The organism is Leptotrichia sp. oral taxon 879 str. F0557 (genome assembly GCF_000469385.1).
Lineage (GTDB): Bacteria > Fusobacteriota > Fusobacteriia > Fusobacteriales > Leptotrichiaceae > Leptotrichia > Leptotrichia mesophila.
Window position 1 is genome coordinate 1 of sequence record NZ_KI271356.1, and the last position, 19,164, is coordinate 19,164.

General features: G+C 27.6%; 22 protein-coding genes and 1 pseudogene. 2 read left to right on the plus strand and 21 right to left on the minus strand.

The genetic code is table 11. From position 1 onward, the window contains the following. The first annotated feature begins 41 nt into the window (after nucleotides 1-41). Nucleotides 42-1,212 (plus strand): annotated as a pseudogene (locus HMPREF1552_RS10760) (ATP-binding protein). A 59-nt stretch (nucleotides 1,213-1,271) separates the two neighbouring features. On the opposite strand, the gene HMPREF1552_RS10765 reads toward HMPREF1552_RS10760, so the two are convergent. From HMPREF1552_RS10765 to hisB, 3 genes are read right to left on the minus strand one after another with little or no spacing between them, the layout of a single operon-like run. Further along, complete coding sequence (locus HMPREF1552_RS10765; RefSeq protein WP_021745231.1) at nucleotides 1,272-1,481, minus strand: hypothetical protein; 210 nt, start codon at nucleotides 1,479-1,481, stop codon at nucleotides 1,272-1,274. Then, the gene (locus HMPREF1552_RS10770; protein WP_021745232.1) at nucleotides 1,475-2,161 is read right to left on the minus strand and encodes a hypothetical protein; all 687 of its coding nucleotides are present in this window, start codon (nucleotides 2,159-2,161) and stop codon (nucleotides 1,475-1,477) included. Before HMPREF1552_RS10770 ends, HMPREF1552_RS10765 begins: the two co-directional genes overlap by 7 nt. Further along, the gene (hisB, locus tag HMPREF1552_RS10775; protein ID WP_021745233.1) at nucleotides 2,161-2,751 is read right to left on the minus strand and encodes an imidazoleglycerol-phosphate dehydratase HisB; all 591 of its coding nucleotides are present in this window, start codon (nucleotides 2,749-2,751) and stop codon (nucleotides 2,161-2,163) included. Before hisB ends, HMPREF1552_RS10770 begins: the two co-directional genes overlap by 1 nt. 162 nt (nucleotides 2,752-2,913) lie before the next feature. Between hisB and HMPREF1552_RS10780 the strand changes: the two genes are divergently transcribed. Further along, nucleotides 2,914-3,315, plus strand: coding sequence for a hypothetical protein (locus tag HMPREF1552_RS10780; RefSeq protein ID WP_021745234.1), 402 nt, complete (start codon nucleotides 2,914-2,916; stop codon nucleotides 3,313-3,315). A 58-nt stretch (nucleotides 3,316-3,373) separates the two neighbouring features. Here HMPREF1552_RS10780 and hisC read toward each other — a convergent pair whose 3' ends face one another. The 18 genes from hisC to HMPREF1552_RS10870 form a co-directional block, all read right to left on the minus strand. After that, nucleotides 3,374-4,453: a histidinol-phosphate transaminase gene (gene hisC, locus HMPREF1552_RS10785; RefSeq protein ID WP_021745235.1), complete on the minus strand. Its 1,080-nt coding sequence runs from the start codon at nucleotides 4,451-4,453 to the stop codon at nucleotides 3,374-3,376. A gap of 42 nt (nucleotides 4,454-4,495) precedes the next feature. Continuing rightward, the gene (locus HMPREF1552_RS10790) at nucleotides 4,496-5,161 is read right to left on the minus strand and encodes a hypothetical protein (RefSeq protein WP_021745236.1); all 666 of its coding nucleotides are present in this window, start codon (nucleotides 5,159-5,161) and stop codon (nucleotides 4,496-4,498) included. A gap of 39 nt (nucleotides 5,162-5,200) precedes the next feature. After that, a complete protein-coding gene (locus HMPREF1552_RS10795; protein ID WP_021745237.1) occupies nucleotides 5,201-6,400 on the minus strand; it encodes an ATP-binding protein in 1,200 nt (399 codons plus the stop codon). Nucleotides 6,401-6,646: 246 nt separating this feature from the next. Further along, the gene (gene hisD, locus HMPREF1552_RS10800; protein ID WP_021745238.1) at nucleotides 6,647-7,927 is read right to left on the minus strand and encodes a histidinol dehydrogenase; all 1,281 of its coding nucleotides are present in this window, start codon (nucleotides 7,925-7,927) and stop codon (nucleotides 6,647-6,649) included. A 29-nt stretch (nucleotides 7,928-7,956) separates the two neighbouring features. Beyond that, nucleotides 7,957-8,574 (minus strand): ATP phosphoribosyltransferase, encoded by a 618-nt coding sequence (hisG, locus tag HMPREF1552_RS10805; RefSeq protein ID WP_021745239.1) that lies wholly within the window; start codon nucleotides 8,572-8,574, stop codon nucleotides 7,957-7,959. Nucleotide 8,575: 1 nt separating this feature from the next. Then, a complete protein-coding gene (locus HMPREF1552_RS10810) occupies nucleotides 8,576-9,709 on the minus strand; it encodes an ATP phosphoribosyltransferase regulatory subunit (RefSeq protein ID WP_021745240.1) in 1,134 nt (377 codons plus the stop codon). 113 nt (nucleotides 9,710-9,822) lie between these two features. Next, complete coding sequence (locus HMPREF1552_RS10815; protein ID WP_021745241.1) at nucleotides 9,823-10,458, minus strand: methyltransferase domain-containing protein; 636 nt, start codon at nucleotides 10,456-10,458, stop codon at nucleotides 9,823-9,825. An 83-nt stretch (nucleotides 10,459-10,541) separates the two neighbouring features. Beyond that, nucleotides 10,542-11,078, minus strand: a complete 537-nt coding sequence (locus HMPREF1552_RS10820) for an NUDIX domain-containing protein (protein WP_039901632.1) — start codon at nucleotides 11,076-11,078, stop codon at nucleotides 10,542-10,544. Between the two features lie 140 nt (nucleotides 11,079-11,218). Next, nucleotides 11,219-12,301 (minus strand): dihydropteroate synthase, encoded by a 1,083-nt coding sequence (folP, locus tag HMPREF1552_RS10825; protein WP_231370773.1) that lies wholly within the window; start codon nucleotides 12,299-12,301, stop codon nucleotides 11,219-11,221. 64 nt (nucleotides 12,302-12,365) lie between these two features. Further along, nucleotides 12,366-13,751, minus strand: coding sequence for a folylpolyglutamate synthase/dihydrofolate synthase family protein (locus HMPREF1552_RS10830; RefSeq protein ID WP_021745244.1), 1,386 nt, complete (start codon nucleotides 13,749-13,751; stop codon nucleotides 12,366-12,368). Nucleotides 13,752-13,964: 213 nt separating this feature from the next. Continuing rightward, nucleotides 13,965-14,213, minus strand: coding sequence for a hypothetical protein (locus HMPREF1552_RS10835; protein WP_231370774.1), 249 nt, complete (start codon nucleotides 14,211-14,213; stop codon nucleotides 13,965-13,967). Nucleotides 14,214-14,434: 221 nt separating this feature from the next. Further along, nucleotides 14,435-14,767, minus strand: coding sequence for a hypothetical protein (locus tag HMPREF1552_RS10840; protein WP_021745246.1), 333 nt, complete (start codon nucleotides 14,765-14,767; stop codon nucleotides 14,435-14,437). A 34-nt stretch (nucleotides 14,768-14,801) separates the two neighbouring features. Beyond that, on the minus strand, nucleotides 14,802-15,392 hold the full coding sequence (folE, locus tag HMPREF1552_RS10845) for a GTP cyclohydrolase I FolE (RefSeq protein ID WP_021745247.1): 591 nt from the start codon (nucleotides 15,390-15,392) through the stop codon (nucleotides 14,802-14,804). A 429-nt stretch (nucleotides 15,393-15,821) separates the two neighbouring features. Continuing rightward, nucleotides 15,822-16,310 (minus strand): 2-amino-4-hydroxy-6-hydroxymethyldihydropteridine diphosphokinase, encoded by a 489-nt coding sequence (folK, locus tag HMPREF1552_RS10850; protein WP_021745248.1) that lies wholly within the window; start codon nucleotides 16,308-16,310, stop codon nucleotides 15,822-15,824. A 29-nt stretch (nucleotides 16,311-16,339) separates the two neighbouring features. Then, nucleotides 16,340-16,690, minus strand: coding sequence for a dihydroneopterin aldolase (gene folB, locus HMPREF1552_RS10855; RefSeq protein ID WP_039901635.1), 351 nt, complete (start codon nucleotides 16,688-16,690; stop codon nucleotides 16,340-16,342). Nucleotides 16,691-16,818: 128 nt separating this feature from the next. Next, nucleotides 16,819-17,721, minus strand: a complete 903-nt coding sequence (galU, locus tag HMPREF1552_RS10860) for a UTP--glucose-1-phosphate uridylyltransferase GalU (protein WP_021745250.1) — start codon at nucleotides 17,719-17,721, stop codon at nucleotides 16,819-16,821. 47 nt (nucleotides 17,722-17,768) lie between these two features. Continuing rightward, nucleotides 17,769-18,311: a hypothetical protein gene (locus HMPREF1552_RS10865; protein ID WP_039901638.1), complete on the minus strand. Its 543-nt coding sequence runs from the start codon at nucleotides 18,309-18,311 to the stop codon at nucleotides 17,769-17,771. Nucleotides 18,312-18,425: 114 nt separating this feature from the next. Then, on the minus strand, nucleotides 18,426-18,932 hold the full coding sequence (locus tag HMPREF1552_RS10870; protein ID WP_021745252.1) for a PH domain-containing protein: 507 nt from the start codon (nucleotides 18,930-18,932) through the stop codon (nucleotides 18,426-18,428). Nucleotides 18,933-19,164: the final 232 nt, after the last annotated feature.

Consider the following 19,164-nt stretch of genomic DNA (forward strand, 5'->3'; position numbering starts at 1 on the left):
AGTTTTAAATAGGTTTTACTATAAAAGAAATTAGAAAATTTATGAATAAACCTGTAATAAAAGTTATTACTGGTATGCGTAGAAGTGGTAAATCTATGATATTAAAATTAATATCTAAAGAACTTGAAGAAAACGGGATAAACAAGGAAAATATTATTTTTATTAATTTTGAGTCTTTAATGTTTGCCGAATTAACAAATTTTAAAAATTTATACAGTTATATTATTGATAAATCCCAAAATATAACTGGAAAAATTTATATATTGCTTGACGAGATTCAGGAAGTTGATTCTTGGGAAAAAGCAATAAATTCATTATTGGTAGACTTGAACTGTGATATTTATATTACAGGCTCTAATGCTAATTTGTTATCTTCTGAACTTGCCACTTATATCGCTGGAAGATATGTTGAAATAAAAGTTTTCCCTTTATCCTTTAAAGAATTTATAAAATTTTCTAAAATTCAAAATCCACAGAAAATTTACACTACAGAGGAGTATTTTGAACAATATCTGAAGTTTGGAGGACTTCCTGCCATTCATAATTTTAATCAAGATAAAACTTCGATTTATCAATATTTGACTGATATTTATAATTCTGTTTTATTAAAAGATGTTATTTCAAGAAATAATATAAGAGATATTGAATTACTGGAAAGAGTTATTTTATTTATTTTTGATAATATCGGAAATACTTTTTCTGCAAAAAAATTTCAGATTTTTTAAAAAATCAAGGCAGAAAGTTAAGCACTGAAACCGTCTACAGTTATCTAAAAGCACTTGAAAATGCCTATATTATTTCAAAAGTTCGAAGATACGACATAAAAGGAAAATCCATTTTAGAAACGCAAGAAAAATTTTATCTTCTTGATTTAGGATTAAAACATTCTCAATTAGGATATAGAGCAAATGATATTGCCGGCCATCTTGAAAACATTATTTATTTAGAATTATTAAGAAGAAAGTACAATGTAAATATAGGAAAGCTAAAGACAAAAGAAATTGATTTTATAGGACAAAAGAAAATGAAAAATTATACATTCAAGTTACTTATCTTCTGGCTTCTGACGACACTGTTGAACGAGAATTTGCCCCATTAAAAGACATTAAAGATAATTATCCTAAATACGTTCTTTCTATGGATAATTTAACTAAATTCAACATAAATGGAATTGAAAGAAAAAAAATTATAGACTTTTTATTGAAACAATAATTTTAAAAAACTAAATAATTTGTTGGGGGAAATAAATTAATATTATCCCCCTTAAATTTTTATTTCTGATTTTCTAATTTTTTCTGTTCTTCCTTATATTTTTCGCTTTTCTTTATATTCTCAATAACATTTTCTAAATAATCCGTTCTCTGTTTCGTTATTTCAAAAAGTTTTCCATAATACACACCTTTATCTTTATTTGCTAGAATAAAATACATTTGTGCTTCGTTTTCTCTAAATTCTAGCCACTCCCTTTGTGAACTTAACAATCCATTTGATTGTTCTGATAATGCTGGAAGTTCACATCCGAGAGGAGAGTCAAATCCATACGATGAGTCATCAGTAAAAATATCATCTTTAACGAGATAATATAATTCATCCTATTTTTTTCTTTTACATACTCTTCTTTTGTTTTTCTAATTACATTTAGATTTAAAGTTTTTTTATTATCAGAATTTAATTCGTCAATTATTTTGGCTATCTCTAAAATTCTTTTATAATCCTCTTTTCGAAAAAAAGCAGATTCAACAAAATGCCCATCTACCATAGTTATATCAGAATGTAAACCAATTTCATATTTTTCACTTAAATATAATGCAAAGTGGGCTTCTTCACTTACAAAAGTGTACCAATTTTTAGTACTTTCACTAAATAGTTTATATATTCCTTCATTGTAATGATAAAATATATTTTTTTCATCATCGACTATCCTTTGTTTATCATGTATTAATTCTTTTTTTTCATGATTATAATGACTTTCCAGATATTTTTTTTCTATATCTTCTAATTTTTTTTTGATATTTTTTTCAAAAGAAGTTCCAATAAATAAACTTATAGTGGTTTCTTTTAATTCTTTTGTTACATTTTCATTAAACAATGGTTTGGTAAACGAATTTACTGAACACATCAAAGAAAACATACTTATAAACAGTATCTTCTTAATTTCCATTAAACCAAAACCCCTTTAGTCGAAGGAATCTCATCCCTATATTTCTCATCAATGCTCACAGCCTCTGCCAAAGCTCTAGCGACACCCTTAAAAATCGACTCAATTATATGATGCGAATTTGTTCCAGCCATATTCTTTATATGCAACGTAGCATTCAAGTGTCGTGTAAAACCAATGAAAAATTCCTCCACTAATTCTGTATCAAAAGTTCCAACTTTCTCAGTCGGAATATTCACATCAAAATTCAAAAAATATCTCCCGCTTAAATCAACAGCAACTAATGTCAGAGCCTCATCCATCGGCAAAAGAAAGTTCCCATACCTTCTCACACCCTTCAAGTCCCCTAACGCCTCATAAAAACATTTTCCCAATGCAATTCCAATATCCTCCGTACTATGATGATCATCCACCTGCGTATCCCCATCACAATAAATCTTCAAATCAAATCTCCCATGCTTCGCAAACAAGTCAAGCATATGGTCCAAAAATCCAACCCCTGTATTATTCTCATATTTCCCAGTTCCATCAATATTTAATTCAACTTTTATTTTTGTTTCAAATGTATTTCTTTCAATTTTAGATTTTCTCATAACATCATCCTTTCGTTATACCTTTAATTATAAATAGTATAATCTATTTTTTTCTCTTTTTCAAGATTGACTAAAAAACAAGAAATTTGTTTTGAAATATTAAAAACTATAGTATAATTTAGTGGTTAATTTAACATATTCTAAAATATAGGAGGTCGAAATATGCTTTACGATGATGCTAAAAATATACTTTATGCTTCAGAAAGAGCTGAATATTTTGTAAAAAAACTCGGACTTGATTTTAGTAAAATTAATAAAAATGATATAATTTATCTTCTAAACGAAGAATTTACAAGAGCAATTAAAGAAGAAAAGGAAGATAGTGATTTTTTTGATAGTTCTGAATGTTTGCGTGTTTTATGTGGTTATTTATATTGTTTAGGTGATATTTCTGATATTCCGTTATTAGAAAAAGTTAAATATAGTTTTGATATGGATGTAGATATTGCAATTGATTTTGCATGGATTGAAAGCCTAAAAAATGGTGGGATAAAAACTAAATATACTCAGACAAGAAAAGAAATTATAAAAGGTTTTGTAGATTATTATGAAAGTTGGCTCTAATCAGTATTCTGACAAGGGGAATTAACCCCTTGCATATTCAGTTTATTTTTAATTTATGTTATTTTTCCAACAAATTTTCCAATTTCTCAATAAAAATCCCTATTTCCTCATCCGTCCCAATCGTAACCCTCAAATAATTATCAATTCTATCTTTTGCAAAATATCTTACTAAAACTCCATTTTCTTTTAACTGTTTATACAAATCGCTTGCGAAAACTTTGTTATGAGAAATAAAAATAAAATTAGCACTTGAATTTAATACTTTAAATCCTAATTTTTTCAATTTTTCAACCGTTTTTTCTCTAGTCTGAATAATTTTAGCATTAGTTTTTTCAAAATACTCATCATCTTTAAACGACTCAATTCCAGCTTCAATTGAAATTCTGTCAATCGTGTATGAGTTAAATGAAAATTTCAGTCTATTCAGCCCTTCAATTATATTTTCAGAGCCAAGTGCGTATCCAAGCCGTATTCCCGCCATAGAACGTGACTTAGAAAATGTCTGAACTACAAGAACGTTATCGTATTTATTTATTAATTTAACAGCACTTTCTGCTCCAAAGTCAACATACGCCTCATCAACGATAACTAGCTGATTTGGATTATTTTTTATTATTTCTTCAATTTCATCCAATTTTAAAGCAATCGAAGTTGGTGCATTCGGATTTGCAATAATTATATGCCCATCCAAGCCAAAATATTTTTGAATTTCAATTTCAAAACTGTCATTTAACGGAATTTTGACTTCCTTCACATTAAATAAATCGGCATAAACTGGATAAAAACTGTATGTAATATCTGGATAATACACTTTATCTCCCGCATTAAAAAATGTCATAAAAATAAATGCCAGAACTTCATCCGATCCATTTCCAATAAACACCTGTTTATGTGTAACTTTATCGTTTATTTTATTAGAAAAATATTCAGCAATAACTTTTCCAAGCTCCATTACATCTGGATCTGGATACAATTTCAAATCTTCCAAATTCATAGATTTTATTTTTTCTATAACTTTTGATGATGGCGGATAAGGATTTTCATTTGTATTAAGTTTAATATATTTTTTATCTTTCGGCTGTTCTCCCGGCGTATAAGGCTCTATTTCCTTTATTTTATCATTCCAAAATTTCCCCATTTTATAACTTCCTCCTTATAAATAAATCTTTTAGTATAATTTTTAATCAGACTCTGGTAAATCATATAATTTATCTTTTGTTTGCCACTTTCCGCTTACTTTTTTAAATTCAAGAGAACGGTTTTCTTCAGTAGTTTCACTCAATTCTTTTTTTATTTCTTCACTAAGATATTTAAAAAATCTTTCTTTTTTCTGATTACTTAAATCACTAATATGCTCCAAATTATTCATTTCTTCATCTGTCACTCCTGCTTTTTTAATTGCTCTGTCAAAGTCTTCATCAGTATTAGAAATATTATCAAAATTAGGTGCTATTTCTGTTATTTCCACTTTAGCTATATTTTTACTTGTAAACAAAATAGATTTTGGAACATATTTTGTAGTTTTAGCTAAACTAATCATCATTTCATTTACCATAATTTCATTCATTTTATCATAAAACTCTTTATCTTTAGCATTAAAGTTTTTATAATCATCATCATTTTTCGTTTCCCTTAAAGTTATAGCTCTAAATTTTTCTAACATAATTTTTTTATCTCGTGTTTCATAATCATTAATCATTTTATTAACAATATTTTCAATTTCTTTACTATCCCTATCAACTTCACTTTGCGAAATCTTAACTCCATTTTTCACATAAACCTCATAATTACTTTCTGCCATTCCTAGTGTTCCCAAAATAAATAATCCTAGTAGTATTTTTTTCATTTATCCTCCAATATTCTGTTATTAATTTTTTATTTTAATTTAGTAGTTTTGTTCTGTATTTTGCAAAAAATCTAAAATATTTATATGCCTAATTCCATCTTCGCTCAAATTTATTTCATCCATTGAAATTATAAATTTCTGAAAATTGTCCTTTATTTTCTTTAACGGCATTATTTCTTTCTTGAACGTATTTTCATCAAGTATCGTTGCTGACACCTGATAATATGCTTTTTCGTTATTTCGTTCCGCTATAAAATCTATTTCTAAATCTCCGATTTTACCTATATTCACAGTATATCCACGCCTGATTAATTCCAAATAAACTATATTTTCCAAAATATTCCCAATATCGCTATGTTTTTTATTTATAAGCAATTTTCTTAGTCCTATGTCAACTATATAATATTTCTCCAGCGACTTTAAATGTTGCTTTCCTTTTATATCATAACGTCCAGCTTTGTACAAAATAAATGATGATTTCAGGGCTTCTATATAATTTTCAACGGTAGAAGATGTAGTTTTTCTGCCATAGGAAACAAGTGTATCTGCTATTTTTTTAGGCGAAACGATATTTCCGATGTTTTCAAATAGAAATTTTACTACAGATTCAAGCAAAGTAATGTCCTGTACTTTATTTCTTGCAACTATATCTTTTAGCAAAACTGTGTTGTATATTCCCATTAAATAGTCTTTTCTTATATCATCATCATTTATTTGTATCGCATAAGGAAATCCGCCATTTTCAAAATATTTATTCCAAGCCTGTCTCATATCCTGTGTTTCATCCAATTTAAGATATTCAGAAAAAGATAAGGGCAATATAGATATTTCAATATATCTGCCTGAAAGCAGTGTTGCCAGTTCGCCTGATAACATCATCGCATTGGAGCCTGTTATATAAATATCTGTGTTATCCTTTATAAATAAAGAATCCACTGCCCTTTGAAAATTCTCAACTTCTTGAATTTCATCAATAAATATATAATTTTTTTTATTAGGCACAAGTCTTTCGTTTATATATTGATACAATAATTTATAATCTTTTAAATCTTCAAACTTTAAATCCTCAAAATTTATGGAAATTATCTGTTCTTTTAAGACACCAGATTCTATTAAAAAATTTCTAAATTGAGATAGCAATGTAGATTTTCCGCACCGTCTAACGCCTGTGATAACCTTTATTATCTGCATATCTTTTATTTTTTTCAACTTTTCCAAGTATTCAGTTCTTTTAACCATAAAATCACCTCATACAAAGTATACCAAATAAAAGAAAAAAAATCAATTTTTTATTCTCGAATCAAAAAACTTCACAATTTCACAAACTTTTTCTTCTCTAAAATAAAAACTTTCAAAAATTAAATACTTTTTATTTTAAAAATGAAAAATTTTAATATTTTTAAAAAGCCTGAAAACTAGAAATTTATAATTCTCAATCTTATCAAAAAATTATTAAAAATCTGTTTTCAGACAAATTCTATTTTTTTATTTCTTAAATCTTTTAGAAACTGAACGAGCATGTGCTGTAAGCCCTTCATTTTCAGCAAATTTAATTACTTTATCCTTAACTTCTTCAAGTCCTTGTTTTGAATAGTAAATAAACGAAGATTTTTTAACGAAATCGTCTACTGAGAGTGGAGAAGAGAATTTGGCAGTACCACTTGTTGGCAATGTGTGATTTGGGCCTGCTAGATAATCTCCAATTGGTTCAGGCGTGTTGTGTCCCATAAATATTGATCCTGCGTTTTTTATTCTTGGCAATAATTCAAATGGATTGTCTACTGCCAGTTCCAAATGTTCTGGTGCAACATAATTACTTACAAAGACAGCATCATCCATATTGTCTACAATAACTATTCTTCCTTGAGTTTCAATCGATGCCCTTGCAATCTCCTCTCTTGGCAATTCCTTTAACTGCTTTTCCAATTCCTTAGTAACTTCATTTGCCAACTTTTCAGAAGTCGTAACTAATATGCAGGCTGCCAGTTTGTCGTGTTCCGCCTGTGACAATAAATCTGCCGCTGTATGAACTGGGTCTGCACTTTCATCAGCAATTATAAGCACTTCACTCGGTCCTGCTATCATGTCAATCGAAACTTCCCCATAAACCATTTTTTTAGCCATTGCAACGTAAATATTTCCTGGCCCGCCAATTTTATATACTTTTGGAATAGTTTCCGTACCATAACTAAGGGCAGCTATTGACTGAGCTCCACCCACTTTAAAGATTCTCTTAACCCCAGAAATTTTTGCAGCAACAAGAATAGAGGATAAAATTGTTCCATCTGCAGTTGGAGGCGTTACCATTATAATTTCATTACATCCTGCAATTTTAGCTGGAACTGCATTCATAAGCACAGTCGAAGGATAAGCCGCTGTTCCGCCAGGTACATAAAGTCCAACTTTTTCAATCGGATTAACTACTTGCCCCAAAATTACGCCATTTTCCTGTCTTATTAAAAAATCATTCCTAACTTGCTTTTCGTGAAATTTCTTGATGTTGTCGTGCGAATACTGAATAACTTCCATTAATTCCTTGTCAATTGTGTCAAAGGCTTTTTGAATTTCCTCCTGTGTAACTTCCAGATTTTCCAGTTTTACACCATCAAATTTTTCAGTATATTCTATCAAAGCCTTATCTCCTCTAGCTTTAACATCTTTCAAAATGCTTTCCACAGTTTCATTTACATCATCGTATGAAAACTGACTTCTAGCAAGCTCCTTTTCCAAATCAACATTTTTTGAATACTTTATTGTCTTAATCATAACGCATCACTCCATTTCACTTTTTTATTTTACAAAATTTCTTTTATCTTATTAACAATTTCCTCGATTTTTTTATTTTTAAATCTGTAACTTGATTTATTGGCAACAAATCTGGCAGTTATATCTTCGATGTTTGTAAGAATCTTCAAATTATTTTCCTTCAAAGTTGTCCCAGTTTCAACTATATCCATTATTACATCCGAAAGTCCCAAAATCGGTGCTATTTCAATAGAACCATTTAATTTTATAAGCTCTACATCCCTATTAATTGAGTCAAAGTATTTTTTCGCCACATTAAGATACTTCGTTGCAACCACAAGAGGTCTATCGAAATTTTCCTTAAAATCCATCGGTCCTGCAATCGAAAACCTGCATTTCCCAAATCCCAAGTCCATTAATTCATATACATCAGGATTTTCTTCAAGCAGTATATCCCTTCCTACAACTCCAATATCTGCACTTCCCTTTTCGACATAAACCCCTACATCCGACGGCTTCACCAAAAGAAATCTAATATTTTTTTCCTCATTCTCAAAAATCAGTTTCCTATTATCTTCCTTCATTTCCGAACTTTCATAACCTATTTTCTCAAATAAATTATACACTTTATTTCCTAATCTCCCTTTAGGAAGAGCTATATTTATCATACTATTCCTCCTTTTTCAATTCCCCGTTTTGAAAAATATATTTCTCATCAAAATTAAAAATTTCAAAATCACTTTTACCTAAATTCTCAATATTTTCCGTCCTTACTCTAAGCCCCTTTTTCTGAAAATCATTCACAATTTCCACCAATTTTTCAAAATCGCTGTTATCATAAGCAATCAAAACCTCAAAATCCTTTTTATCCGTATCCTTATAATACCCCTTCAATCCATCAGTCAAAATCGCAAATCCAACCGCTCCAGTATCAACCCCAAATTTTTCAAACAATTTGTCGTATCTGCCACCAGTTAAAATTACGTTTGGAAAGTCTTCAATATACCCTTGCAAAATAATTCCGTTGTAATAATTTAGATTTTTTACAACAGAGAAGTCAAATACAATTTTTGATTTCTTGTAAAATTTCATCAATAAACTGTTTAGCTGTTTAAGTTCAGATAATATTTTTTTCGTATTGTCATTTATTTCATATTTTAAAAGTTCCTTTTCAATATTTTCCGAATTCCCCGATAATTCAGGAATTTTATAAATTAATTTTTTCACATTTTCTGAAATATGTTCATTTCTTTTTAGTATTTTTTGTATATCGTGGCTATTTTTTCTATTAATGCAATCCAATATTTGCTCTTTTATTTCATACTCCAAATCGAAATTTTGAAAAATTGAAGAAATAAATCCCGCATGCGACAAAACAATCATACTTTTTTTATTTATAATATCCAGACTTTTTACTGCAAGATTAATAATCTCAAAATCCAAAAACGTCGATTCTTTCCCAATTAATTCAATCCCCAGCTGTTCATCCTCTTCGTAACCAACATATTTTGTCAAATTGTAAGTATTTTCCTGATAATAAATTTTACTGTATTTCAAAGACTGATCTTTAGACACCTTTTTAGCAACCGACAACGTAATATCAGGTCTCAACGCTAACAATTTCCCATTCGGACTCATAACAGTCAATACATTCCTGTCAATAAAATCCTTATTTTCATTGTATAAATCATATTCCTCAAAACTCGGAAGAGAAATCTTTTTATATCCATAAGAATCATACATTTTCCGTATATTTAGTAACACTAAATCTTTTTTACTCATATTTTTTATATAATTTTTCATAATTTACTTCACTTTCCACACCTGTTTTGCTTTTATCTTATCATATAATCAAAATAATTGCAAAAAAAGGAAGTTTTCACACTCCCTTTCATTCAAATATTTTCTATAAATCTTTATTTTCTCACAACCCACATACTCACAGAAAGCACTTCACAAACCTTCTCAATTTTAGAAAATCCAGTCTCTTTTAATAATTTTTCAACATAATCAGCAGATAAAACATTCATTACTTCAGATTGACTACCAAATGTTTTCTCAACTTGCTCCTTCCTTGCTCCTCTTGCCAATGCAAATTCTTTCCAATAATTCAGTTGTCTATTTGAAAAAATACTTATTATGAATATTCCATCTTTATCAAGACTCTTATAAATTTTTTCCAAAAATTTTTTTGGATTATCAACAAATTGCAAAACTAAAAGACACAAACATAACTGAAAATTTTTATTATTTGTATAATTTTCAAATTTATCACAAATATACTCTAAATTTTTCAAATTATTACATTCATTTTTTACAATATTTATCATAGTCTCGCTAGGTTCTACTACTGTTATTTTTGAATCTTTGTAAATATCTGATAAATTTTTGATTTCTAAACTTTGTCCACCTATTGATAAAATATCCTTTATTTCCAAAATTTTATCTTCAACTTTTAAAACAGAATTAAATAATATTTCAATCATTAAGTCATACGCAGGTATTTTCTTTCTTATATCTTCCAAATAACTATCAGTCATAAATTCTTTCATAATCTTTCTCCTAATTTAACATTTCAAAATATTCGTACTTTTATTTCAACTTTGAAATTATATGCCTAAATTTTCTAAAAATTTTAACACTCTAAATACTTATAATATCCCTTAAATTCATCATCAGCCTCATTTTCTCCTAGCAAAAAGCACTCTAACTCAGACTTTTTCCTATTTTTTTCTTCATCCAAAACAAATTTATACCGAAAATCAATATGAATATGCTCCGCTTCATTTTTCAAAGGATTTTCAGGAATCTCAATCACATTCACATCAATAAGCCCAAAATTTTGCATATTTTCATCAACTTTTGCAAAAAAACCAGTTTCTTCTACAAATTCACGAATAGCAGTATCTATAGGCATTTCACCATTTTCTACATGTCCTGCTGGCAGTAAAATAGTTTTTAAATATGGATGTTTTATAAAATAACATTTATTTTTATTAAAAACAACTGCACTTGCTGATAAATGAACTTTTGATTTTCTGTTTGTCAAATCTTCTATTTTCGTTTGTGATAATATTTCCGAAATTTTTTCTATTTTTATTTTCAATTCAGGCTCGTATTCTGCTAAATTTTGTAAATGTTTTTTCAAAAAATTTATATTTTCTATTTTCAAAATGTTCTCCTTTTGGATATTTTCTTTAATTTTATAGTAAAACCACTTTAAAACAAAACTCAAAGGCTATAACTATTTACTCAAACCCTAAGTTTGTATAATTTTTAATAGTTTAATTTTAAACGGGTTCAAGTATAAAATTAAATTTTATTATAAACTTCCAGCATATTCAAAATATCCCTAGTTTCCTTTACATCATGAACTCTCAAAATCCTTCCTCCATCTTGTACCATTAGACTCTCAAACATCAATGTTCCCATAAGTCTTTCTTCTAGCGACAGCCCAAATATTTTTTCATTAAAACTTTTTCTTGAAATTGCAATCATGATTGGTAATTTCATATCTCGCAAATATTTTACCGATTTAATTCTTTCCATATCTTCAGGTGTATTCATACTGTTATTTGAAGAATACCCAACTCCTGGATCTATCGAAATTTTTTCTCTTTCAATTCCAGTTTCTAAAATTGCTTTTACACGTTCATCAAAATAATTTTCCAAATAATTTTTCAAGTTCGGAATTTCATCAAACCGTCCATTATTCATAACAACCAACGCAGGTTTATATTTTTCAACCAATTTCAATTTCCCTTCCGAAGTGAATCCATTAAAATCATTAATAATATCAATCCCCGTATCCAGTCCTTTTTCAATAACTTCCTCAGTATCACTGTCCAAAGCCAGCACAATATCTGGAAACTCCTTTTTCACAGCCTCAATATATTTTTCAATCCGATTCCATTCTTCTTCTGCCGAAATATCATCAAAATTAGGCTTAGACGATTTCCCCCCAAATTCAAATATTTTAGCCCCATTTCTAATATCTGATTCAATCCGCTTCAAAACCTTATCTACACTTGAATTTCTCCCGCCATCATAAAATGAATCTGGCGTAATATTCAAAATTGAATAAATAACCGACTCAGTCGTCAAATCAAACTCAAACCTATTCCCTTTCCAAATCAATCTATTTTCTTGTAAAATCTCTTCCAATTTTTCAATTCCATTTTCAAATTCAAAACTATTTTCCATTTTCAAAATCTCAACCAATTGTTTTAATTCTGAATATTTAAAAATAGCTGTAATCCCTTCATTTTTATTAAATGAAAAAATATTCTTTTCTTCCAAAAAATTCTCAAATTTACTTAGTTCTTCTTTATTTCCATTAAATTCAATAACAATATTTTTTGAATCCCTATTCTTAATTTCGTTAATTTTAATCATTTTTTTATTTCTTTCCCTTCTTAAATGGTATGCCTGTTTTTTTTTAATATTTATTCTGATTAAATTAAAAACATTTTTCAATAACTTTTTTTACTTCTCCTAACAAGTAAAATGATCCAACTACAAAAATACACTCATCTTCATTCTCTCTCAATTCCAACGCTTTCAAAAAAGCCTTCTCAATATTCTTTTCAGAAATTATAATATTTTTAGGATTTTCAATTTTTTTATCTTCAAAATATCTCTCCAAAATCTCTGAATCCAATTTTCTTTCTTCATTATTCGGCTCTGTCAATATAAAATTATCTCCAGCCATTTTTAAAAGATTCACACATTTCTCCACTTCCTTATCCTTCAAAAACCCAACTACAAAAATCTTTCTTCTATTATCAAAATTCTTTTTAACATAATCTACAAACGCCTCAACACTATCCTCATTATGTGCCACATCCAAATACACATTTTTAATTTCCTCAACTTTTTCCATCCGTCCTGCAATTTGTAATGTTCCCAAAGCTCTATCTAATATTTCCTCCGTATTTTCTACACTATTTTTAGAATTGTCAAAAAATCTAAAATACCACGTTAAAACTGTCGCTAGATTCTCCAACTGTTGTTCGCCTTTTAGCCCAAATTTAAAAAAATACTCATTATTTTTAAAATTTTTCTCAAAATCATAATTTCCAATTATTTCAGCTTTAACTTTATTTTGAAATTCTAAACCGTTTTCAGATTTAAAATCTTCTTTTTCATAAATATTTTGTCTATTCTTTTCTTTATTTTCTACTTTTTCAATTTTTATATTTTTTTCAACTAAAAAAATATTACAATTTTTATATTTTGCTTCTTTTTCCAAAATTTTATAAATTACATCTCTCTGATTTGGAGCAATTATAACATTGCTCTGTTTTCTTATAATTTTTGATTTTGTTTGGCAAATTTCCTCAATTGTATTTCCCAAAATATTTTTATGATCAATTCCAATCTTTGTAAAAATAGTATAATCAATTTTTGAAACTGCGTTCGTTGCATCCAGTTCCCCTCCAAGCCCACATTCCAAAATCAGAACATTCATATCCTTATTTTTAAAATGTATCATCGCAATCAAAAACACCATCTCAAAATACGACAAATCATTTTCCAAATCCAAATCCAGCTCATTCAAAACTTGTCTTAACTTATTTTTGCAATCTTCAAATTCCAGCTCAGTAATTTCAACCCCATTAACCTTAATCAATTCATAAATTGTTCTTATTTGAGGACTCGTAAATAATCCAACTTTATATCCCATTTCACACAAAATGCTATTAATCATATAACAAGTCGAACCTTTCCCATTCGTCCCGCTAACATGAATAACCTGAACATCGCTCGCTGGATTATCCATTTTGTCTAAAATTTCTGCAAGTAATTTTACTCTTTTCTTTTCCCCATATAATGATTCTTTCATCACTTTTTCTCCTATTTTTAAATCCTCTTATTCATTTGTAAAAGTTTAAAAATTCCATTAAACACAGTATTTTTAAGTTTTTAACTTTATCATTTTTCTCCACTCTCTGACAAAAAGCAAGTAATCCTTATTACTATAAATACTCTTATTGTTCAATTTTATCACTTTTACTTTTACAATCTATCATATCAAAAACTTTAAATTTTAATACTTTTATTTTATTTCTTTTATTAAATTATTTAGTTCAACTATATCTTTTGTTAACATATAAAAGTAAATCTTTTTATATGTATTATCGTATCCTTTAGGCTGAATACGGCTATCTTCATACTCTTTGGATATTAATTTTTCAAATTTCTTTTCTTCTTCTTTTGCTTCATAAGATAAAGTTCTATTTTTGTCAATATACTCAATAAATTCCTTTAATTCCATAATTTTTTTATCTACATTAGGAATTGACAAAACTTCTTTTTCAAATTTCTCAAATCCTTGAACATCAATTAACAATGCAGATTTAGAAAATACAATCCAGATAAATTCAGAAGAAACAATATCAAAATTAGACTTTGGAGCTGATGAAGGTAAATAATAGTTTGCTTTTGCCCTTTTATAGTATTTTAAAATATTAGAATTTTTTTCAATATTCTCTATTTTTTCTCTAATATTTGACTTTTTTATTTTAATTAAATCTTTTTCATTGAAAAAATCAAATTTTTTTCATTTATACTAATATTAAAGTTATCCAAAATGAATTTATTATCAATACTATTAATTATTTTATCAGTAAACTCGTAATCATCAAGGGTCCAAACGGGAATATTATTTTTATTAGCTTCTATTGTTATATTACCTTTAAATTGAATTAATTTACTGCCATTTTCGTAATAGAATAAGTTTTCAACTGACTTAATATTTTCAATTTGCTTATCACTAAGCCTTCTAGTAATATTTTTTACATCTGTACTAAAACCAATAAAATAAATTAAGTTAAATAAAAGAAAAATATATTTTTTCATTAATATGCACCTCTATCTTTCATTCCATGTTGTCTTATTTTATCCCATCCAAAAACTCCTTCTTCCTATCCACATTCTCCTTAAATTCGCCACTATAAAACGAAGTTCTAGTCACAGAACCAATTTTATTAACTCCCCTCATTTCAATGCACATGTGTCGTGCCTCAACCACAACAGCAACTCCCAATGGATTTAGTATCTCTATTAATTTTTTTGCAACATTTACAGTGATTTCCTCCTGAACACTTAATTTTCTTGAAATAAATTCCACAAGTCTTGGTATCTTACTAAGTCCAATAACTTTATTTTCTCTAGGAATATATGCAACATGCACTTTTCCAAAAAATGGTAGCATATGATGTTCACACATTGAAAAAAAAGGTATTTCCTTCACAAGTACCATTTCCTGCGAATCTCCTAAATCTACATCAAATAATTTATAATTTTCAAAATTATCTACACTTTTTGTACTCAGAATCTCGTCATACATTTTTGCAACTCTTTTAGGAGTCTCAATAAGCCCTTCTCTATCGGCATCTTCCCCAATATTTATTAAAATTTCACGTACTGCGTTTTCAATATTTTTTAATCTCGTTTCTTTATCTATGTTTTTGTTTTTTTTCATTTTCTTAACCTTTCTTTTTATTTCTATAACAAATGCTACTCTTCAATTCATCTTGGTAAATTTTATTCTCATATTTATATGCTCTTAAATAAGTTTAGTCTATATTTATTACATGATTTTATCTTCGTAATTTATTATTTATAATAAATAATTACTAACTTAACATTATTCATCTTTAGTAAAGAAGATGAACTCCTTTATAAATAATAGTTATTTAATTATATTTCTAAATTTACTCAATTACATTAATAATTGTTAAATGAGTTTTTACATTTTTTAGTTTGTCGCAATATTATGTTCTAAATAAAATAATAATTAACGTCCGATAATTTAATTTAAAGATTCAAAAAATATAAGAATTATGATAATTCTTTTTATTGTATTAAAATATTTTAATTTGATCTATTAATTTTATAATTATTGGTTTTTTCAAATTTTTTCAATTTTTTGATCCCCTGCTTTAACTAACTCATTTATTTTTTCTGCAATTTCTTCTTTGTCAAAATACTCTCCATCGTAAATTTCAATTAATGGAACTAGTACAAATAATCTATTCATCATTTCCTTATGTGGAACTATCAAATCAGGTTCATTAATTTTTTTGTCTGAAAAAATCAAAATATCAATATCAATTGTTCTTGGTCCCCATCTAATTTCCCTTTTTCTATCCAGTTCAGCTTCAATTTTATTTATGATTTTTAAGATTTCTCTTGCTGAAAAATCAGTTTCAATCTTAATTACTGCATTTAAAAATAAATCTTGCTCTAAATATCCAACAGGAGTTGTTTCATATAATCCTGATTTTTTCAATACTTCAATTCCTTCAGTTTTTTCAATTGCTTCAATAGCTTTTTGAATATATTCTTCTCTTTTTCCAATATTACTGCCCAAACTTAAACAAACTTTGTTTTTAGCCATTTTTTATTTTATCCCTTTCCTTGCTCCGCCTAATCTTTTATCTGAATTTCAACACTGTCAAAAATTCCATTAATTGGAACTGCTAATTTTCGTATATTTACTTGCACATATTCAATTTTTTCATTCATTTTTTTCATCTCTTTTATAATATCCAAAGCCAATGTTTCCAGCAAATCTACTCTGCTTGTTTTAACAATTTTCTCTATTTTTCTATAACAGTCTCCATAACTCAATGTACTATTTATATCATCATTCTTAATAATTTCCTTTGAAAGTGAAATGATCAAATCAATTTCAATATTTTGCCCAATTTTTTTTTCTTCTTCATAAACGCCTATATATGAATGAAATTTCATATTATTAATTTTTATTTTATACAATTGAATCTACCTCATTTTCGATTTAAAATTTGTGTATATTTTAACATATAAAATCTTAAAAATAAATAGCATTCATACAAAAATAAAAGAGCATAACGCTATTAAACTTATGCTCTTAATATAAAAAATTATAGTTTTTCTACTAAATCTTTCAAGTAATCTTTTACTTTATCCTTCAATTCCTCGTGTCTTAATCCAAATTCGACATTTGCAACAAACATTCCAAATTTATCTCCAGTATCATATCTTAATCCATCAAAATTATACGCATACAATTTTTCACCATCGTTCTTCATTGCCAAAATTGCATCTGTCAACTGAATTTCTCCACCTTTTCCAGGTTTTGTCCTTTTTAAATATGAAAAAATTTCAGGCTCCAACACATATCGCCCTAATGCAGCAAGATTACTCGGAGCTTCAGCAATTGATGGTTTTTCAATGAAATCTTCTACTGCTACTGTTTTCTCATCAATTTGTTTTAATGGCTTTATTATCCCATATTTTGAAACATTTTTGTGAGGAACTTCCTGTACTCCTAAAATTGTTCCGCCTTGTAATTCATTATACTTATTTACAAGCTGTTTTGTAACAGGACTTTGTCCTTTATCTTTATCAGTATAGATAATATCGTCTCCTAAAAGCACAACAAATGGTTCATCTCCCACAAATGCTTCTGCACAGCTTATTGCATGCCCTAAACCTAATGGTCTTTTCTGACGAACATAATAAATATTTGACATTTCAGAAATATTGTTTACTATTTTCAATAAATCTTTTTTCCCTTTTTCTTCTAATGTTTTTTCCAGTTCATAAGAATAATCAAAATGATTTTCTATTGATCCCTTATTTCTTCCAGTAATAATAAGAATTTCTTCAATCCCAGCAGATACAAGTTCTTCTACAAGATACTGTAATGCAGGCTTGTCAACTATTACAAGCATTTCTTTAGGTTGTGCTTTGGTTGCTGGTAAAACTCTCGTTCCAAGTCCTGCTGCAGGTATAACAGCTTTTCTTATCCTTTTGATGCTCATAATTTCCCTCCTAAATATTTTTCAACATTACTTTTATTATTTTTTTATTAAAATATATGACCATCATCAGAATATGTAACTTTTACTGCCAATGGCTGGAATAAATTTAATTTTTCAAAATAATCTTTTGCTTTTAAATTAGCTACTAATTGACGTTCTTTTGTCTTTAAATTATATTCATATTTTCCAATTATAATGATACTTTTTTCATCTGGAAATTGTACGTAGAAACGCACTATTTCTTTATCTGGTAATGGAGTTTTTCCAAGATTTTTGGTATCAATTTTTGCAAAGAAATCTTTATAATCATTAAATTTTTTATAAAATTCTTTTTTAAAATCATCATTGGTAGTTGTTGGAGCCACTTTTATGGCAACTCCTACATTTGCATTATAATCCTCATCTTCAATTGTGTAATATGCCATTTTTACTTTATCTCTATCGCAAAAAATATCATTTGTTCTTTTTTCAGATTGTATTTTTTTTATAACTCTTTCTAAAAAAGTATCAGGATTAGGAGCAAAACTGCACGTATCACTAAATCCTTGCGCCCCAACTAAAAATATAAGTGAAAATATTAGTTTCTTCATTTTATCTACGTCCTTCCACATCTCTAATTTATCAATATGTCTAATTATATCATAATTTAGTAAATAATTGTAATAAATTTTTTGAAAAATTATTAAAATTCTCAACATTTACTATTACAAGAGTTCTTTCTTTTTCTTATCAAATTCTTCTTGTGTTATTACCCCCTCATCAAGTAATCTTTTAAATTTCATAATTTCATCAGCTACAGATAATTTTGGAGAATTTTGTGTTTTTTTCATTTCTTCTATCGAATTATTTACAGCGTTTATAAATGGAATAAGTGTTTTTTTCAATACACTTTTTACTCTAAACATAGAAGCTCCATCCCATATTTCTATCTCACCTACAAATAGACCTTTTTTATATTTCACAGCATTTACTTTGCTAAGAGGAATCTCAATTTGATTAACCCCAAAAAGCATTCCTTTATCCAAAAAAATAATTCTCTTATTAGTTGAAACGACAAGCCACGTATGCCCATCATACACTCCTGAAGTCGCATAAGTAATAATCTCATCATCATTAATAATATTTGTCAGCTCTTTAACTTCTTTTTTTGTTCCTAAAATTAATGACCCTGATTTTGAAAGCATTTCCTTTATATCCTTCAAGCTTTTCATATCTATGTTTCCTTTCTTGAATCAATATTTTATACAATTAATTGTACTATGTTTTTAGAAATTAAGCAAAGAAAATTTAAATTTTTATAAAAAATTTTACTATTATAATTCCTATTAAGCAACTAATTTTATAAAAATAATGATTTCAAATATAATTTTTATATTTTGTTGCATTTTAGGAACAAATGTGTTATAATAAAAATATACTCAAACCTATTTAAAATTAAACTAC

What these genes read in the sequence shown, in the direction of transcription:
- HMPREF1552_RS10870 (WP_021745252.1), bottom strand. Translation starts at nt 18,932, where the DNA reads ATGAAAAGCTTGAAGGATATAAAGGAAATGCTTTCAAAATCAGGGTCA.
- folP (WP_231370773.1), bottom strand. Translation starts at nt 12,301, where the DNA reads ATGATTAAAATTAACGAAATTAAGAATAGGGATTCAAAAAATATTGTT.
- HMPREF1552_RS10815 (WP_021745241.1), bottom strand. Translation starts at nt 10,458, where the DNA reads ATGAAAGAATTTATGACTGATAGTTATTTGGAAGATATAAGAAAGAAA.
- hisD (WP_021745238.1), bottom strand. Translation starts at nt 7,927, where the DNA reads ATGATTAAGACAATAAAGTATTCAAAAAATGTTGATTTGGAAAAGGAG.
- HMPREF1552_RS10810 (WP_021745240.1), bottom strand. Translation starts at nt 9,709, where the DNA reads ATGAAAAATTATATAAAAAATATGAGTAAAAAAGATTTAGTGTTACTA.
- HMPREF1552_RS10840 (WP_021745246.1), bottom strand. Translation starts at nt 14,767, where the DNA reads ATGAAAAAATATATTTTTCTTTTATTTAACTTAATTTATTTTATTGGT.
- hisC (WP_021745235.1), bottom strand. Translation starts at nt 4,453, where the DNA reads ATGGGGAAATTTTGGAATGATAAAATAAAGGAAATAGAGCCTTATACG.
- HMPREF1552_RS10795 (WP_021745237.1), bottom strand. Translation starts at nt 6,400, where the DNA reads ATGGTTAAAAGAACTGAATACTTGGAAAAGTTGAAAAAAATAAAAGAT.
- folE (WP_021745247.1), bottom strand. Translation starts at nt 15,392, where the DNA reads ATGAAAAAAAACAAAAACATAGATAAAGAAACGAGATTAAAAAATATT.
- galU (WP_021745250.1), bottom strand. Translation starts at nt 17,721, where the DNA reads ATGAGCATCAAAAGGATAAGAAAAGCTGTTATACCTGCAGCAGGACTT.
- HMPREF1552_RS10790 (WP_021745236.1), bottom strand. Translation starts at nt 5,161, where the DNA reads ATGAAAAAAATACTACTAGGATTATTTATTTTGGGAACACTAGGAATG.
- folK (WP_021745248.1), bottom strand. Translation starts at nt 16,310, where the DNA reads ATGGCTAAAAACAAAGTTTGTTTAAGTTTGGGCAGTAATATTGGAAAA.
- HMPREF1552_RS10830 (WP_021745244.1), bottom strand. Translation starts at nt 13,751, where the DNA reads ATGAAAGAATCATTATATGGGGAAAAGAAAAGAGTAAAATTACTTGCA.
- HMPREF1552_RS10865 (WP_039901638.1), bottom strand. Translation starts at nt 18,311, where the DNA reads ATGAAGAAACTAATATTTTCACTTATATTTTTAGTTGGGGCGCAAGGA.
- hisG (WP_021745239.1), bottom strand. Translation starts at nt 8,574, where the DNA reads ATGATAAATATAGCTCTTCCTAAAGGGAGATTAGGAAATAAAGTGTAT.
- HMPREF1552_RS10770 (WP_021745232.1), bottom strand. Translation starts at nt 2,161, where the DNA reads ATGGAAATTAAGAAGATACTGTTTATAAGTATGTTTTCTTTGATGTGT.
- HMPREF1552_RS10780 (WP_021745234.1), top strand. Translation starts at nt 2,914, where the DNA reads ATGCTTTACGATGATGCTAAAAATATACTTTATGCTTCAGAAAGAGCT.
- hisB (WP_021745233.1), bottom strand. Translation starts at nt 2,751, where the DNA reads ATGAGAAAATCTAAAATTGAAAGAAATACATTTGAAACAAAAATAAAA.